The following is a 15,681-nucleotide window of genomic DNA, read 5'->3' on the forward strand; positions in this document are numbered from 1 at the left end:
AATCCGTCGGCGGGGCTGTCGGCCCCGCCGGTACGGCGGTCCGGCGGTCAGTCCTGGGAGGGCGAACGGGGCGGGCTGACGGTGGTCCGGGGGGTTCTGCGCTGCGAGGACGTACGGATGATCAGCTCGGTGGGGACGACCTGTTCGACCGGGCGCCCGGTGTCGACCCCCTCGATCGCGTCGATCAGCAGCTGCACGACGGCGGTTCCGATGCGGCGCGGCTTGAGCGAGAGCGTGGTGATGGGCGGCTCGGTGTTCGCGTAGACGGTGGACTCGCTGCAGCAGACGAGGAGCAGGTCCTCGGGGACCCGCAGCCCGTAGCGGCGGGCGGCGGCGAGGAGGTCGGTGCCGTTCGGGTCGAAGAGCCCGTAGACGGCGTCGGGGCGGTCGGGCCGGGCGAGGAGGCGGTCGGCGGCGACGGCGCCCGCGCAGGGGTCGTGGGCGGGGTAGGACTCGTAGACGGGGTCCTGGCCGACCCGCTCGCACCAGTTGAGGTAGGCGGTCGTGGAGAGCCGGGTGTAGGTGTCGGTGGTGGTGCCGGTCAGCAGCCCGATACGGCGGGCTCCGGCGGCGGCGAGGTGGTCGAGCAGGCCGAGGACGGCGGCCTCGTGGTCGTTGTCGACCCAGGCGGTGACGGGGAGGGTGCCGGCGGGCCGGCCGTCGGAGACCACGGGCAGGCCCTGGCGGACGAGCTCGCTGACGACGGGGTCGTGGTCGGAGGGGTCGATGACGACGGTCCCGTCGAGGGCCACGTTCGACCAGACGTCATGGCGTGAGGTGGCCGGGAGGATGACGAGGGCGTAGCCGCGGGCGAGTGCTGCGGAGGTCGCGGCCCGCGCCATCTCGGCGAAGTACGCGAATTCGGTGAAGGTGAAAGGTTCATCCCCGTACGTCGTCACGGTCAGGCCGATGAGGCCCGACTTGCCCGTACGGAGGGTGCGGGCGGCGGCGGAGGGGCGATAGCCCAGCCGGTCGGCCACCTCGCGAACGTGGCGGCGGGTGGCGTCCGGCAGCCGTCCCTTGCCATTGAGCGCGTCGGAGACGGTGGTGATGGACACGCCCGCCGCGGCGGCCACGTCCCTGATGCCGGCCCGGCCCTGTCGGCCGCCGGCCCGCCGGCTGGTCTCGGTCCGGCTCACGTGATGCTTCCCTGCTGCTGTCATGGCGAGCCGATAGTAGGGCTCGGAGGGCTGGGCGGTTCAGGTGCATATGCACGGGTTGACAGGCACGATTCTGCTTGGTTCGCCACCCCCAATGACCTTGGAATTGAAGGTATTTGGCGATTTGGGCTAAGGGTGGGGCCTGTCGGCGGGTACGAGCATGCCAAAACGCGGCTGTCCGGGGCCGGTCGCAACTCACCTGCACGAGGGACGCGCGCCACGGCGCAGGCCACCGGCGCGCGCATATATGCGCGCGCTCCCCCTGTGTTCCTGGCGCCCGCCATTCTCGGATCGGCGGAATCCTCATAAGGTGAGCAGTATTGAGTCGACGGAGACGTCGACGGGACGGTCGAGGAGGACCTGCGGTGAGCGAGAAGAGCCCGAAGCTGCGCGCCGAGCTGGACGGCATCCCCACCTACAAGCCCGGCAAGCCCGCCGCCGCGGGCGGGGCCGTCGCTTTCAAGCTGTCCTCGAACGAGAACCCCTACCCGCCGCTGCCGGGGGTCCTGGAGACGGCGGTGGCGGCCGCGGGCCGGTTCAACCGCTACCCGGACATGGCGTGCACCGGCCTGGTGAACGAGCTGGCCGAGCGGTTCGGGGTGCCGGCCGAGCACATCGCCACGGGTACGGGCTCGGTGGGCGTGGCCCAGTCGCTGATCCAGTCGACGGCCGGCCCGGGCGACGAGGTCATCTACGCCTGGCGGTCCTTCGAGGCCTACCCGATCATCACGCAGATCTCGGGCGCGACCTCGGTTCAGGTGCCGCTGACCGACGGGGACGTGCACGACCTGGACGCGATGGCCGCCGCGATCACCGACCGGACGCGGCTGATCTTCGTTTGCAATCCCAACAACCCGACCGGCACCGCGGTGCGCCGCGCCGAGCTGGAGCGCTTCCTGGACCGCGTCCCCTCGGACGTCCTGGTGGTGCTGGACGAGGCGTACCGCGAGTTCGTCCGCGACTCCGACGTGCCGGACGGCATCGAGCTCTACCGCAACCGCCCCAACGTCGCCGTGCTGCGTACGTTCTCCAAGGCCTACGGCCTGGCCGGCCTGCGCGTCGGCTTCGCGGTGGCGCACGAGCCGGTCGCCGCGGCGCTGCGCAAGACCGCGGTGCCCTTCGGTGTCAGCCAGCTGGCGCAGGACGCGGCGGTCGCCTCGCTCCGCGCCGAGGACGAGCTGATGGGCCGGGTCGGGGCGCTCGTGTGCGAGCGCAACCGGGTGCACGAGACGCTGCTCGCGCAGGGCTGGACGGTCCCGGACACCCAGGCCAACTTCGTCTGGATGCGGCTGGGGGAGCGGACCGCCGAGTTCGCGGCGGCCTGCGAGAAGGCCGGTGTGGTGGTCCGGCCCTTCGCGGGCGAGGGCCTGCGGGTCACGATCGGTGAGACCGAGGCGAACGACCTCTTCCTGCACACGGCGGAGGCCTTCTTCAAGGAGCTGTAGTCGTCAGACCAGTTCCACGCGGATGGGGTCGCCTTCACGGATGGTGGCCAGGAGGCGGGGGTCGCCGTCGAACGAGCCGAGCACGTTGCAGGGGCTCGCCAGGCGGCACTCGCCTCCGCGCGAGATGGGCGTGGGGCCGTAGGGCAGCGCGAGCGCGTCGCCCTCGGTCCAGAAGGCGACCGTGCCGGGCTCCACGACCTGCCGGGCGTCGTGTTCCAGCCCCACGGAGACGCCCGTGTCGAAGTAGACCTCCTCGCCCCAGGTGTTCGCCGAGGCGGAGATCGGCAGGGCCGCGGCCAGAGCCTTGCTGGTCGGCGTGTCGTCGAGGGTTGCGGTGAGCAGGCCCGCAGGCCAGGAGATTCGAATCTGCATGGCCATATTCAACAATCTGTTGAATTTCTTGGCTAGGGGTCTGGGGTGCGGGTCCATGAGGGACCCCCCGCCCGTTTCCGGCCGGAGCTCGTAGGACATAATGCTTGTGAATGTGAACGCGTTCACAAGCGTGTCCTGCTTCCTCCCGGTATAGGGGGGAACCCGCCAGGCAGACTGCCCGCTGTGACCACGGCGACGACAAGGAGCAGACGACGTGGACCTAGCTTTGGCGCCTGAGACATTGGCGCGCTGGCAGTTCGGCATCACCACCGTCTACCACTTCCTCTTCGTTCCACTCACGATCTCGCTCGCCGCGCTGACCGCCGGCCTGCAGACCGCCTGGGTGCGTACCGAGAAGGAGAAATACCTCAGAGCCACGAAGTTCTGGGGCAAGCTTTTCTTGATCAATATCGCGATGGGTGTCGTCACCGGCATCGTCCAGGAGTTCCAGTTCGGCATGAACTGGTCCGACTACTCGCGATTCGTGGGAGACATCTTCGGGGCGCCACTGGCCTTCGAAGCGCTGATCGCCTTCTTCTTCGAGTCCACCTTCATCGGGCTGTGGATCTTCGGCTGGGACAAGCTGCCGAAGAAGATCCACCTGGCCTGCATCTGGATGGTCTCCCTCGGCACCGTCCTGTCCGCGTACTTCATCCTCGCGGCGAACTCCTGGATGCAGCACCCGGTCGGCTACCGCATGAACGAGGAGCGGGGCCGGGCCGAGCTCACCGACTTCTGGCGCGTCCTCACCCAGGACACCGCGCTCACCCAGTTCTTCCACACCATCACGGCCGCCTTCCTGGTCGGCGGCGCCTTCATGGTCGGCATCTCCGCCTTCCACCTGGCGCGCAAGAAGCACATCCCCGTGATGCGCAGCTCGCTGCGGGTCGGCCTGGTCGTCATGATCATCGCCGGCATGGGCACCGCCCTCAGCGGAGACATGCTCGGCAAGGTGATGTTCAAGCAGCAGCCGATGAAGATGGCCGCCGCCGAGGCCCTCTGGGACGGCGAGGCCCCCGCGCCCTTCTCCGTCTTCGCCTACGGCGACGTCGACAAGGGCCACAACAAGGTGGCCATAGAGATCCCGGGCGTGCTGTCCTTCCTCGCCAACAACGACTTCGACTCCTTCGTCCCGGGCATCAACGACGTCAACAAGGCCGAGCAGGAGAAGTTCGGCCCCGGCGACTACCGCCCCAACATCCCGGTCGCCTACTGGGGCTTCCGCTGGATGATCGGCTTCGGGATGGCCTCCCTCGGCATCGGCGTGCTGGGGCTGTGGCTGACCCGTAAGCGGTTCCTGCTGCCGCCCGCGCTGCGCACCGGAGAGGACGAGGTCCCCCATCTCGTCCTCTTCAAGAAGGCGCTCAGCCCGAGGTTCTCCCAGCTCTACTGGCTCGTCGCGCTCTGGACCATGTGCTTCCCGCTGCTCGCCAACTCCTGGGGCTGGATCTTCACCGAGATGGGCCGCCAGCCGTGGGTGGTCTACGGAGTGCTGCGCACCCGGGACGCCGTCTCGCCGAACGTCTCGCAGGGCGAGGTGCTCACCTCGATGATCGGCTTCACGCTGCTCTACGCCGTCCTCGCCGTGATCGAGGTCAGGCTCCTCGTGAAGTACGTCAAGGCCGGCCCGCCCGAGCTGACCGAGGCCGACCTCAACCCGCCCACCAAGGTCGGCGGGGACGACAGGAACGCCGACCGGCCCATGGCCTTCTCGTACTGAGACAGGAGGGAGAACACCATGCAACTGCACGACGTCTGGTTCGTACTCATCGCCGTTCTGTGGATCGGCTACTTCTTCCTGGAGGGCTTCGACTTCGGAATCGGCGTACTCACCAAGCTCCTCGCGCGCGACCGCGCCGAGAAGCGGGTCCTGATCAACACGATCGGTCCCGTCTGGGACGGCAACGAGGTCTGGCTGCTCACCGCGGGCGGTGCCACCTTCGCCGCCTTCCCGGAGTGGTACGCCACCCTCTTCTCCGGCTTCTACCTGCCGCTGCTGCTCATCCTGGTCTGCCTCATCGTCCGCGGTGTCGCCTTCGAGTACCGGCACAAGCGGTCCGAGGACCGGTGGCAGACCAACTGGGAACACGCCATCTTCTGGACCTCGCTGATCCCCGCCTTCCTGTGGGGCGTGGCCTTCGCCAACATCGTGCGCGGAGTGAAGATCGACCAGAACATGGAGTACGTCGGAAGCCTCTTCGACCTGCTCAACGTGTACTCGCTCCTCGGCGGGCTGGTCACCCTCACCCTGTTTACCTTCCACGGCGCGGTGTTCGCCTCGCTCAAGACGGTCGGTGACATCCGGGACCGCTCGCGCACGCTGGCGACCCGGCTGGGCGTGGTGACGGCCGTGCTGGCCCTGGCCTTCCTCATCTGGACCCAGGCCTCGCGCGGAGACGGCCGGAGCCTGATCGCGATGGCCGTCACCGTGCTCGCGCTGATCGCCGCCATCGCCTTCAACCTGGCGGGCCGTGAGGGCTGGTCGTTCGCCCTGTCCGGGATCACCATCGCGGCAGCAGTCGCGATGCTCTTCCTGACGCTGTTCCCGAACGTCATGCCGTCCTCGCTGAACGAGGCCTGGAGCCTCACGGTCACCAACGCCTCGTCCACCCCGTACACCCTGAAGATCATGACCTGGTGCGCCGGTGTGGCCGCTCCGCTCGTGATGCTCTACCAGGGCTGGACGTACTGGGTGTTCCGCAAGCGGATCGGTACGCAGCACATCGCCGACGCGCACTGAGCCGCGCGCGTCACCCCTGTCCGACCCTGCCGAGGGGATGTTTCACGTGAAACCGATCGACCCGCGCCTGCTCCGGTACGCCCGTTCCACCCGTCTCTTCCTGGGGGCGGTGGTGGCCCTCGGGCTCGCCGGGGCGGGGCTGGTCGTCGGTCAGGCGATGCTGATCGCCGAGATCGTGGTCGGCGCCTTCGAGCAGGGCCTCGACGCCGGCGCGCTCCGGACGCCACTGCTGCTGCTCGCGGCGGTGGCGCTCGGGCGTGCGCTGGTCGTCTGGCTCACGGAACTGGCCGCTCACCGGGCCGGCGCGGCGGTCAAGTCGGAGCTGCGCGGCCGACTGCTGGACCGGGCCGCCGATCTGGGACCCGGCTGGCTCGGCGGCCAGCGGACCGGATCGCTCGTGTCGCTGGCCACCCGGGGGGTGGACGCGCTCGACGACTACTTCTCCCGCTACCTGCCCCAGCTGGGACTCGCGGTGGTGGTGCCGGTGGCGGTCCTCGCCCGGATCGTCACCGAGGACTGGGTGTCGGCGGCCATCATCGTCGTCACCCTTCCGCTGATCCCGCTGTTCATGATCCTCATCGGCATGGCCACACAGAGCCGGATGGACCGCCAGTGGCGGCTGCTGTCCCGGCTGTCGGGACACTTCCTCGACGTCGTGGCGGGGCTCCCCACGCTGAAGGTCTTCGGACGGGCCAAGGCGCAGGCCGAGTCCATCCGCAAGATCACCGACGACTACCGTCAGGCCACGATGCGCACGCTGCGCATCGCCTTCCTGTCCTCCTTCGCCCTCGAACTGCTCGCCACCCTGTCCGTGGCGCTCGTCGCGGTGACCATCGGCATGCGCCTCGTGCACGGGGAACTGGACCTGTACACGGGGCTCGTCATCCTCATCCTCGCGCCCGAGGCCTACCTGCCACTGCGCCAGGTGGGGGCGCAGTACCACGCGGCCGCCGAGGGGCTGGCCGCCGCGGAGGAGATCTTCGCGGTCCTGGAGACACCGGCCCCCGCGGCGGGCGGCGGGGCCGCCGTACCCGCCGCCGGACCGCTCATCGAACTCGACGCGGTCGAGGTCCGCTACGAGGGGCGGGGTGCCGCCTCCCCCGGCCCCGTGTCCCTCGCCGTCGGGCCGGGCGAGTGCGTGGCCCTCACCGGGCCCAGCGGGGCGGGCAAGTCCACCCTGCTGAACGTGCTGCTCGGGTTCGTCTCGCCGACGGCCGGGCGGGTACGGATCAGCGGTACGGACCTGGCCGATCTCTCCCTCGAACAGTGGCGGGAGCGGATCGCCTGGGTGCCGCAGCGTCCCCACCTGTTCGCCGGAACCATCGCCGAGAACGTCCGCCTGGCCCGTCCGGAGGCCGGGGACGAGGCGCTGGAGGCGGCATTGCGGGACGCCGGGGCCTGGGAGTTCGTCTCCGCCCTGCCGCGCGGGACGCGGACTCCGCTTGGTGAGGGCGGGACCGGCCTCTCTGCCGGTCAGCGCCAGCGGCTGGCCCTGGCGCGGGCGTTCCTCGCGGACCGGCCGGTGCTGCTGCTGGACGAGCCGACGGCGGCCCTGGACGGGGAGACCGAGGCTGAGGTCGTGGAGGCCGTACGACGCCTCGCGGTCGGGCGGACCGTGCTCCTCGTGGTGCACCGGCCCGCCTTGCTGGCGGTCGCCGACCGGGTGGTGGCGGTGGGCGAGGGCGCGGGGGACGGCGCGGCGCGGGCCGCGGCCCCGGTCCCGGCCGCCGCGCCCGCCCCGTCCGCGTCAGCGGGGATGTCCGACCCCGGGGAGTGGATCCTCGGAGCCGCCCGGGAACGGGCCGCCGGTGAGGGCGCGGACTCGGGCGGCGGCGATCCGCTGCGCCGGGTCCGGGCCGTGGCCTCGGCCTGGCAGGGCCGGTTCCGGCTCGGGCTGCTGCTGGGGGCGCTGGCCGTCGGGTGCAGCGTCGGGCTGATGGCCGTGTCCGGGTGGCTGATCTCCCGGGCGTCCGAACAGCCGCCGGTGCTGTACCTGATGGTGGCCGTCACGGCGACGCGGGCCTTCGGCCTGGGGCGGGCCGTCTTCCGCTACGCCGAGCGCCTGGTGTCGCACGACGCCGTCCTGCGGATGCTCGCCGACCTGCGGGTGGCGGTGTACCGGCGGCTGGAGCGGATCGCGCCTGCCGGACTGCGCGAGCAGCGGCGCGGGGACCTGCTGTCCCGGCTCGTGGCCGACGCCGACGCCCTCCAGGACTACTGGCTGCGCTGGCTGCTGCCGGTGGGCACCGCGGTGCTCGTCGGTACCGGATCGGTGGCCTTCACGGCCTGGCTGCTGCCCGGGGCGGGCGCGGCGCTCGCGGTGGGGCTGCTCGTGGCCGGGGTCGGGGTGCCGCTGGTCAGCGGAGCCTGCGCGCGCAGCGCCGAGCGGCGGCTCGCGCCCGCCCGGGGTGAGCTCGCCACCCGGGCGGCCGATCTGCTGACGGGTACCGCCGAACTCACCGTCGCCGGCGCCCTCGCCGGCCGGAAGGGCCGGGCGCGGGAAGCCGACGGGGTGCTCACGCGGATCGCCTCGCGGGGGGCCGCGGCCGCCGGACTGGGCGGCGGGCTGTCGGCCCTGGTCTGCGGGCTCACCGTGGTCGGCGCCGCGCTCGCCGGTGCGGGCGCGGTCGCGGACGGACGGCTGTCCGGGGTGGCCATGGCGGTCGTGGTACTGACCCCGCTCGCCGCGTTCGAGGCGGTCAGCGGACTTCCGTTGGCGGTCCAGTACCGGCAGCGGGTACGCCGTAGCGCCGAGCGGGTGTACGAGGTCCTGGACGCGCCCGTGCCCGTCGAGGAGCCGGCCGAGCCCTGTGAACTGCCCTCCTCTCCGTTCCCGCTGCGGCTGGCGGGACTCGCCGCCCGACACGGCGGCCAGGAGCGGGACGCCCTCCACGGCCTGGACCTGACCCTGGAGGCCGGCCGGCGCATCGCGGTCATCGGGCCCTCCGGTTCGGGCAAGACCACGCTGGCGCAGGTCCTGCTGCGGTTCCTGGATCCGCGCGACGGCACGTACACCCTGGGCGGGACGGACGCACGCACCCTGGACGGCGACGACGTGCGCCGTGTCGTGGGCCTGTGTGCCCAGGACGCCCACCTCTTCGACAGCTCGGTGCGCGAGAACCTCCGACTCGCCCGCACCGGTGCGAGCGAGGAGCAGTTGCGGGAGGCGCTCGCCGCGGCGCGGCTGCTGGAGTGGGCCGACGGTCTCCCGGACGGGCTCGACACCCTGGTCGGGGAGCACGGGCAGCGGCTCTCGGGCGGTCAGCGCCAGCGGCTCGCCCTGGCCCGGGCCCTGCTCGCGGACTTCCCCGTCCTCGTCCTGGACGAGCCAGCCGAGCACCTGGACCTCGCGACCGCGGACGCCCTGACGGCGGACCTGCTGGCGGCGACCGAAGGCCGGGCCACCGTGCTGATCACCCACCGGCTCGCCGGGCTGGAGGCGGTCGACGAGGTCGTCGTTCTGGACCGGGGCGCGGTCGTGCAGCGGGGCGCCTACGCGGAGCTGGCGGCCGTCGAGGGCCCGCTGCGGAGCCTGCTGGAGCGGGAACGGCGGGCAGGTGCGATTCCGGCCGACTCCACGGGCTGACTTTCCCTCCTAAACAGGACTAACTAGGCTCAAGAGCATGTCAGTGCAGGAGTCCCAGGAATCGCCGGAGCCCGCCAGGGAAGCACAGGACCCGATGGAGGCCGCCACCCAGGCCACCCGCAGTCTGCAGGGACTGTCCACCGAGCTGACCGCCCGCGTGCCGCAACTGCTGGAGGCCATGCGCTCCGTCGGGACCGGTCTCGAACTGCACTCCACGCTCGACCGCATCTGTGAGACGGCCGCCGAGCTCGCGGACGCCCGCTACGCGGCGATCGGGGTCGTCGACACGGACGGCCCCGGACTGTCGGACTTCGTGACCTTCGGACTCGGCCCCGAGCAGGCGGCGAGGATCGGCCATCGTCCCGACGGCAAGAGAGGTCTGCTCGGTGCGCTGATCTCCCATCCCGACACGGTGCGGCTCGCCGATCTGACGAAGGATCCGCGCTCGGCGGGCTTCCCCCCGCACCACCCGCCGATGAAGACCTTCCTCGGAGTGCCCATCAGGGTGCAGGGGGAGATCTTCGGGAACCTCTACCTCGCCGAGAAGAACGGCGGCGGCGAGTTCAACGACTACGACGTCCACATGGTCCGCGTGCTGGCCACGGAGGCGGGCATCGCCATCGGCAACGCCCGGCTGTACGAGGCCGCCACCCAGCGGGAGCGCTGGATCGACGGGTCGGTGGCCGTCACCACCGCCCTGCTCTCTGGCGGGGACGCGGACGACGCCCTCGCGGTCGTCGCCGAACAGGCCCGCCATCTGGCCGACTCGGCGGCCGGGATCGTCATGCTGCCGGCGGAGGAGGGCGGTATGGAGATCGTCGCCGTCTCCGCCGACGACCCGGCCACCTCGCTCGGTGTGGTGGTGCCCGCGGAGAGCCCGGTCGTGGTCCGTCTCCTCCAGGGCGAGCCGGTCTTCGTGGAGGACGTCTCCGCCGACCCCCGCATGATCAGCAGGCTCACGACCCAATACGGGCCCTGCATGATGCTGCCGCTGCACAGTGGCGGTCGGGTGCTGGGCGCGCTCGTCACCCCGAGGGCCCGGGGCAAGAGGCCCTTCACCGAGGCCGAGCGGACCCTGGCCACGCAGTTCGCCTCGCAGGCAGCCCTCGCGCTGATGATGGCCGAGGCCCAGCGTGACCGGGAACGGCTCGCGGTGTTCGAGGACCGCGACCGGATCGCCCGTGATCTGCACGACCTGGTCATCCAGCGGCTGTTCGCCACCGGGATGATGCTGGAGGGCGCGCAGCGCCGCTCCATCGTCCCGGAGGTCCGCGACGGGGTGGGGAAGGCCGTGGACGAGCTGGACGTGACGATCCAGGAGATCCGTACCGCGATCTTCGCGCTCCAGCAGGGCCCGGCGGAGGCCCCGTCGGGGTTGCGCACCCGCGTCCTGCGGGAGATCAACATGGCCGCCGTCCCGCTGGGCTTCAAGCCCGCGCACCGGTTCATCGGACCGGTTGACGCGGCCGTCGGCGAGCTGGTCGGCAAGAACCTGATCGCCGCCCTGCGCGAGGCCCTGTCGAACGCGTTCCGGCACGCGGACGCGTCCCGGATCGAGGTGGTGGTCGACTCCACCGTCAGTCTGTCCGACGGGCGGCCGGGGGTACGGCTGGAGGTCGCCGACGACGGGGTGGGCATCCCGGAGGGCGGGCGGCGCAGCGGTCTGCGGAACCTGCGCCGCAGGGCCGAGTCCCTGGGCGGCTCCAGCTGGTACGGCCCCGGTATCGGCGAGGACGGAGGCGGGACCGCCCTGGTGTGGGAGGCCCCGCTCTAGGCCTGTCTTCGCGGGGCCCTCCGGTCGGTCCGGTCAGGCGCGCGCGGCGCGCTCGGCGCGCTCGGCGAGGATGCGCTCGATGATGATGGCGACCCCGTCCTCGTTGTTGGCGACCGTGCGGCCGGAGGCCGCCGCGATCACGTCCGGATGGGCGTTGCCCATCGCGTACGAGGTCCCGGCCCAGCGGAGCATCTCCACGTCGTTCGGCATGTCGCCGAAGGCGACCACCTCGGCCGGGGAGATGCCGCGCTCGGCGCAGCACAGCTCCAGGGTGCTGGCCTTGGAGACGCCGAGCTCGCTGATCTCCAGCAGGGCGGTCGGGCTGGAGCGCGTGATGGAGGCGTAGGCGCCGGCGGCGGAGCGGGCCAGGGCGAGGAACTCGTCAGGGGCCAGTTCGGCGTGGTGTGCCAGCAGCTTCAGCACCGGTGCGGCACTCTCGTCCGACTCCTCGCGCAGCAGCTTCTCGGCGGTGGCGACCGTGGCCCCCGGGTCCTGGAAGAAGGGCGGGTAGGCGGGCTCGTAGTTGATGCCGGCGGTCGTCTCGACCGCGAAGGAGGTGCCGGGGACGGCCGCGCGCAGGGTGTTGACGACGGTGAGCGCCGTGGCCCGGGGCAGAGCCCGTACCTCGACGAATTCGCGGCCGGCGTGCAGGTCGACGACGGCGGCGCCGTTCGCGCAGATCGCCAGGCCGTGACCGTGAACGTGATCGCTGACCACGTCCATCCAGCGGGCCGGGCGGCCGGTGACGAAGAAGACCTCGATCCCGGCCTCCTCGGCGGCGGCGAGTGCGGCGACCGTGCGCGGCGAGACGGATTTGTCGTCGCGCAGCAGGGTGCCGTCGAGGTCGGTGGCGATGAGCCGGGGTGCGGGGAAGGGCCCGTCCGGGCGCTGAGGAGCCGAGGTCACCGCTCCATCTTCGCCCATGGGTTCCCACCCGTTCACCATGATCGCCCGGACACGTTTTACGTGAAACCACGCGGTCAGCCAGGTTTCACGTGAAACATGGCTCACACCGTACGCTCGGTGCCATGAGTCTTCGCTTGAGCACCGTGATCCTGCCGGTCCGTCCGTGGCACGACGGCGGCCGCGACCAGTGGGAGCGGGCCGAGCGCCTCGGGTTCCACACCGCGTACACCTATGACCACCTGACCTGGCGGACCTTCCGCGACGGCCCCTGGTTCGGTGCGGTGCCCACCCTGACCGCCGCGGCCGCCGTCACCGAGCGGCTCCGTCTGGGCACGCTGGTCACCTCCCCGAACTTCCGGCACCCGGTGACCCTGGCCAAGGACCTGATGTCCCTGGACGACATCTCCGGCGGCCGGATCACCCTCGGTATCGGGGCGGGCGGCAACGGCTTCGACGCGACCGCGCTGGGGCAGGAGGAGTGGAGCCCGCGTGAGCGTGCGGACCGCTTCGCCGAGTTCGTCCCGCTGCTGGACCGGCTGCTGACCGAGAGCGCGGTGACCCACCACGGCACTTTCTACTCCGCCGAAGAGGCCCGCAACATCCCCGGATGCGTGCAGGGCCCGCGTCTGCCGTTCGCGGTCGCCGCTACCGGCCCCCGGGGTGTGAAGCTCGCGGCGAGGCATGGCCAGGCCTGGGTGACCGCCGGTGACCCCAAGGTCGCCGAGGGCACGCCCGAGCAGTCTCTGGAGGCGCTGCGCAGCCAGGTCGAGAAGCTGGAGAAGGCCCTGGCGGAGATCGGGCGGGCGCCCGAGTCCATCGAGCGGGTGTTGCTGACCGGGTTCACCCCGGAGCGCGCCACCATGCTGGAGTCCGTGGATGCGTTCGTCGACTTCGCCGGCCGCCACCGCGAGCTGGGCTTCACCGAGCTGGTCATCCACGCCCCGATCCCGAACTCCGACTTCGCGGCCGACGAGGCCGTCTTCGAGCGGATCGCCACCGAGGCCCTCTCCCAGCTGGGTGCCTGACAGCCGGTTCCGTTTGATCTCCCCGCCGGGGTTCCCGCGCCGCTAGCGGAAGCGCAGGAACTCCGGCGGTACTGCGTTCGTGAGCCAGACGCCGTTGGTGCTGAGCAGGAAGACGTGCCCGGCCGCGCGCATCGCCCCGGCGTCCACCGCGAGCACCACCGGGCGGCCCCGGCGCGCCCCCACGCGGGTCGCCGTCTCGCGGTCGGGTGAAAGGTGCACGTGGTGGCGGGCCATGGGCCGCAGGCCCTCGGCCCGGATCGCGTCCAGGGCCGTGGCGACCGTGCCGTGGTAGAGGTACGCGGGCGGTTCGGCCTCCGGCAGTCCCAGGTCCACCGCCACGGTGTGGCCCTGGTTGGCCCTGATACGGGTTCCGTCGACGGCGAAGCGCTGTTTGTCGTTCGCCGCGACCACGTGGTCCAGCTCGGCCCGGCTGAACGGAAAGCCGTGGGCCGCAGCGGCGTGCAGTAGATCGTCGATCTCCACCCAGCCCTGCGGATCGAGCGTCAGTCCGATGCGTTCCGGTTGATGCCGCAGGTGTTTCGAGACGTATTTGGACACCTTCACGGTGCGTTTCGCGTCCATGTGCCCAGCGTGCCGCCTCGATCGGGTCTCCGGCAGGCAATTTCCTCGCTCGGCAGCGGGTGGGCTCCCTCTATCGCCATTCCAAGATACGGAATACATTTTCCGCTGTACGGCTACTCAGAGGGAGAAACTATGACAAATAAGGCTTCACTGCTCCGGCGCACGGCTGCTGAGCTCATCGGCACCGCGAGCCTGCTCGTGGTGGTGATCGGCTCCGGCATCCAGGCCGAGGCCCTCAGCCACGACACCGGTGTCGCCCTCGTCGCCAACTCGCTGGCCTCCGCCATCGGCCTCGGTCTGATCATCACCCTGTTCGGGCCCCTGTCCGGCGCCCACCTCAACCCCGTCGTCACCCTCACCGCATGGTGGGCACGCCGCGCCGGCGGCGAGGGACTAGACGCCCGTGAGGCCTTCGCCTACGCCGCGGCGCAGACCGCCGGGGCCATCGGCGGCGCCGTCCTGGCCGAGACGATGTTCGGCCGCACGCCCGGAACCTTCTCCACGCAGGTCCGCGGCGGCGGCCACCTGCTGATCGGCGAGATCGTCGCCACCGCCGGACTGGTCCTGGTCATCCAGGGCCTCGGCCGCATCGGCCGCCCGAGGCTCGTACCGGCCGCGGTCGCCGCGTACATCGCCGCCGCGATCTGGTTCACCTCCTCGGGTTCCTTCGCCAATCCGGCGGGCACCATCGGCCGCGCCTTCAGCGACTCGTTCACCGGCATCGCCCCGCAGTCGCTGCCCGGCTTCGTCGCGGCGCAGCTGATCGGCGGCGTCCTCGGCCTCGCCCTGGCCACGCTGCTCTACGGACGCGAGCTCCATGGCGCGGAAGCGGAGCCAGCGTCGGGCAGCCCGGAGGAGCGGGAGGTGCCGGTGGCCGATATGCCCCGTACCGGTGCTGCGTTCGAGGCCGTCGTCTGAGCGCACACCCGTGTTCCCCACAGGAAAAACGGACTTGTCCACAGCCGTTTCGACGGATTTCAGCGGCAAGTGTGTGATTCGCCCTGTGGACTACTGATCGAGCACTATCGGCCGCCCCGGCTCGCCAGCTCGTTCATCGTCCGGGCCTGGAGCTCGCGCTCCGTCGCGGCCCGGACGAACTCCGCCACGTGGGCGGGCCCCACCAGCTCCTGTACCGCCCGGACGGTCTCGGCGGGCAGGGCCACGGGTGCGGGCCCCGCCGGCTGCGCCGCGCCCGCGGCCCCCAGGTGGCGCTGCAGGTGCCGGGTCGCGAACAGCCGCATCGCCCGCGCCAGTTCGGCGTCGACCGTCTGCTGGGCCAGCGGCCGGAGCCTGCGCACCATCGTGGCCGCCTCCGCCGCGTCCGAGTCCGTCGGCGGCACGTGCCCCAGGTAGCGGGCGAAGACGTGCTCGGTGGTGAACTCCAGGAAGCGCGAGGCGATGTGTTCCACCTGCCCGCGCAGCTCCCGCAGATGACCGGTGATCGCCGCGAGGGGGACCCCGGCCGCGTACAGCTCGGCCGCGACCGCCAGTTCCTGCGGGGAGGGCACCAGGAACTCGTCCGGGCGGCCCGGGATGCGCTCCAGCACCCCGAGCTCGCAGGCCTCGTCCACCGCGTCGTCGTCGGGCAGACCGCCGAACCGCGCGTTGAGGTCCTCCCGGCTGATCCGGTCGGCCTCCTCGTCGGTCCACGGCCCGTGGACCTCCGCGACCAGGCCGAGGACGCCGCCCAGTCCGCGTCCCGCGTCCCAGGCTTCCAGCAGCTCCTTGATGGAGGCCAGGGTGTAGCCGCGGTCCAGCAGGTCCGCGATCTGCCGCAGCCGCGCCAGATGCGTGGGCCGGTACACGTTGGACCGGCCCCGTCGCTCCGGCTTCGGCAGCAGGCCACGGTCCTGGTACGCGCGGATCGTGCGCACGGTCGCCCCGCTGTGGTGGGCCAGATCCTCGATCCGGTACTCGGCTTGCGCCTGATCGGACAATCCCGGCTCCCTACGACATGGCGGCTCGGCCGACCGCGCCCGCCGCGGCCCGGGCGGCAGGAGACGCCGCCAGGTACTCGACCGCCTTGAGCAGCGAGCCCTCCTGCGAGGGATGGTACGACCGCCGGATGGAGCGGGGTATGTCCGTGCCCGG

At 71.4% G+C, this 15,681-nt stretch carries 12 protein-coding genes; 7 read left to right on the plus strand and 5 right to left on the minus strand.

Going from position 1 to position 15,681, the window contains the following annotated elements; translation table 11 throughout:
- Positions 1 to 47: 47 nt before the first annotated feature.
- Complete coding sequence (locus AB0F18_RS00350) at positions 48 to 1,163, minus strand: LacI family DNA-binding transcriptional regulator (protein ID WP_362052823.1); 1,116 nt, start codon at positions 1,161 to 1,163, stop codon at positions 48 to 50.
- Between the two features lie 362 nt (positions 1,164 to 1,525).
- Here AB0F18_RS00350 and hisC point away from each other — a divergent pair, with 362 nt between their 5' ends.
- Complete coding sequence (gene hisC, locus AB0F18_RS00355) at positions 1,526 to 2,605, plus strand: histidinol-phosphate transaminase (RefSeq protein ID WP_362052826.1); 1,080 nt, start codon at positions 1,526 to 1,528, stop codon at positions 2,603 to 2,605.
- Positions 2,606 to 2,608: 3 nt separating this feature from the next.
- Here the strand turns inward: hisC and AB0F18_RS00360 are convergent, their stop codons facing one another.
- A complete protein-coding gene (locus AB0F18_RS00360) occupies positions 2,609 to 2,977 on the minus strand; it encodes a cyclophilin-like fold protein (RefSeq protein WP_362052829.1) in 369 nt (122 codons plus the stop codon).
- Positions 2,978 to 3,191: 214 nt separating this feature from the next.
- Between AB0F18_RS00360 and AB0F18_RS00365 the strand changes: the two genes are divergently transcribed.
- The 4 genes from AB0F18_RS00365 to AB0F18_RS00380 are packed head-to-tail and all read left to right on the plus strand — an operon-like array spanning position 3,192 to position 11,077.
- Positions 3,192 to 4,697, plus strand: coding sequence for a cytochrome ubiquinol oxidase subunit I (locus AB0F18_RS00365; protein WP_362052832.1), 1,506 nt, complete (start codon positions 3,192 to 3,194; stop codon positions 4,695 to 4,697).
- 18 nt (positions 4,698 to 4,715) lie between these two features.
- Positions 4,716 to 5,717 carry a cytochrome d ubiquinol oxidase subunit II gene (gene cydB / locus AB0F18_RS00370; RefSeq protein ID WP_362052835.1) on the plus strand — a complete coding sequence of 334 codons (1,002 nt, stop codon included), beginning with the start codon at positions 4,716 to 4,718 and terminating at the stop codon, positions 5,715 to 5,717.
- Between the two features lie 46 nt (positions 5,718 to 5,763).
- Entirely contained in the window at positions 5,764 to 9,303 is a 3,540-nt protein-coding gene (gene cydD / locus AB0F18_RS00375; RefSeq protein ID WP_362052838.1) for a thiol reductant ABC exporter subunit CydD, read from the plus strand.
- A 37-nt stretch (positions 9,304 to 9,340) separates the two neighbouring features.
- Positions 9,341 to 11,077, plus strand: a complete 1,737-nt coding sequence (locus AB0F18_RS00380) for a GAF domain-containing protein (RefSeq protein WP_362052841.1) — start codon at positions 9,341 to 9,343, stop codon at positions 11,075 to 11,077.
- 33 nt (positions 11,078 to 11,110) lie between these two features.
- Here the strand turns inward: AB0F18_RS00380 and AB0F18_RS00385 are convergent, their stop codons facing one another.
- Complete coding sequence (locus AB0F18_RS00385) at positions 11,111 to 12,001, minus strand: Cof-type HAD-IIB family hydrolase (RefSeq protein ID WP_362052844.1); 891 nt, start codon at positions 11,999 to 12,001, stop codon at positions 11,111 to 11,113.
- Between the two features lie 104 nt (positions 12,002 to 12,105).
- Here AB0F18_RS00385 and AB0F18_RS00390 point away from each other — a divergent pair, with 104 nt between their 5' ends.
- Positions 12,106 to 13,008 (plus strand): LLM class flavin-dependent oxidoreductase, encoded by a 903-nt coding sequence (locus tag AB0F18_RS00390; protein WP_362052847.1) that lies wholly within the window; start codon positions 12,106 to 12,108, stop codon positions 13,006 to 13,008.
- 42 nt (positions 13,009 to 13,050) lie between these two features.
- Here the strand turns inward: AB0F18_RS00390 and AB0F18_RS00395 are convergent, their stop codons facing one another.
- The gene (locus tag AB0F18_RS00395; protein ID WP_362052850.1) at positions 13,051 to 13,590 is read right to left on the minus strand and encodes an RNA 2'-phosphotransferase; all 540 of its coding nucleotides are present in this window, start codon (positions 13,588 to 13,590) and stop codon (positions 13,051 to 13,053) included.
- Between the two features lie 132 nt (positions 13,591 to 13,722).
- Between AB0F18_RS00395 and AB0F18_RS00400 the strand changes: the two genes are divergently transcribed.
- Positions 13,723 to 14,508: an aquaporin gene (locus AB0F18_RS00400; RefSeq protein ID WP_362052853.1), complete on the plus strand. Its 786-nt coding sequence runs from the start codon at positions 13,723 to 13,725 to the stop codon at positions 14,506 to 14,508.
- Positions 14,509 to 14,612: 104 nt separating this feature from the next.
- Here the strand turns inward: AB0F18_RS00400 and AB0F18_RS00405 are convergent, their stop codons facing one another.
- Positions 14,613 to 15,527: a MerR family transcriptional regulator gene (locus AB0F18_RS00405; protein ID WP_362052856.1), complete on the minus strand. Its 915-nt coding sequence runs from the start codon at positions 15,525 to 15,527 to the stop codon at positions 14,613 to 14,615.
- Between the last annotated feature and the right edge of the window lie 154 nt (positions 15,528 to 15,681).

The sequence above is a fragment of the Streptomyces sp. NPDC029216 genome, assembly GCF_040648015.1.
GTDB lineage: Bacteria > Actinomycetota > Actinomycetes > Streptomycetales > Streptomycetaceae > Streptomyces.

What these genes read in the sequence shown, in the direction of transcription:
- cydB (WP_362052835.1), top strand. Translation starts at nt 4,716, where the DNA reads ATGCAACTGCACGACGTCTGGTTCGTACTCATCGCCGTTCTGTGGATC.
- AB0F18_RS00390 (WP_362052847.1), top strand. Translation starts at nt 12,106, where the DNA reads ATGAGTCTTCGCTTGAGCACCGTGATCCTGCCGGTCCGTCCGTGGCAC.
- AB0F18_RS00350 (WP_362052823.1), bottom strand. Translation starts at nt 1,163, where the DNA reads ATGACAGCAGCAGGGAAGCATCACGTGAGCCGGACCGAGACCAGCCGG.
- AB0F18_RS00360 (WP_362052829.1), bottom strand. Translation starts at nt 2,977, where the DNA reads ATGCAGATTCGAATCTCCTGGCCTGCGGGCCTGCTCACCGCAACCCTC.
- AB0F18_RS00395 (WP_362052850.1), bottom strand. Translation starts at nt 13,590, where the DNA reads ATGGACGCGAAACGCACCGTGAAGGTGTCCAAATACGTCTCGAAACAC.
- AB0F18_RS00400 (WP_362052853.1), top strand. Translation starts at nt 13,723, where the DNA reads ATGACAAATAAGGCTTCACTGCTCCGGCGCACGGCTGCTGAGCTCATC.
- AB0F18_RS00380 (WP_362052841.1), top strand. Translation starts at nt 9,341, where the DNA reads ATGTCAGTGCAGGAGTCCCAGGAATCGCCGGAGCCCGCCAGGGAAGCA.
- AB0F18_RS00385 (WP_362052844.1), bottom strand. Translation starts at nt 12,001, where the DNA reads ATGGGCGAAGATGGAGCGGTGACCTCGGCTCCTCAGCGCCCGGACGGG.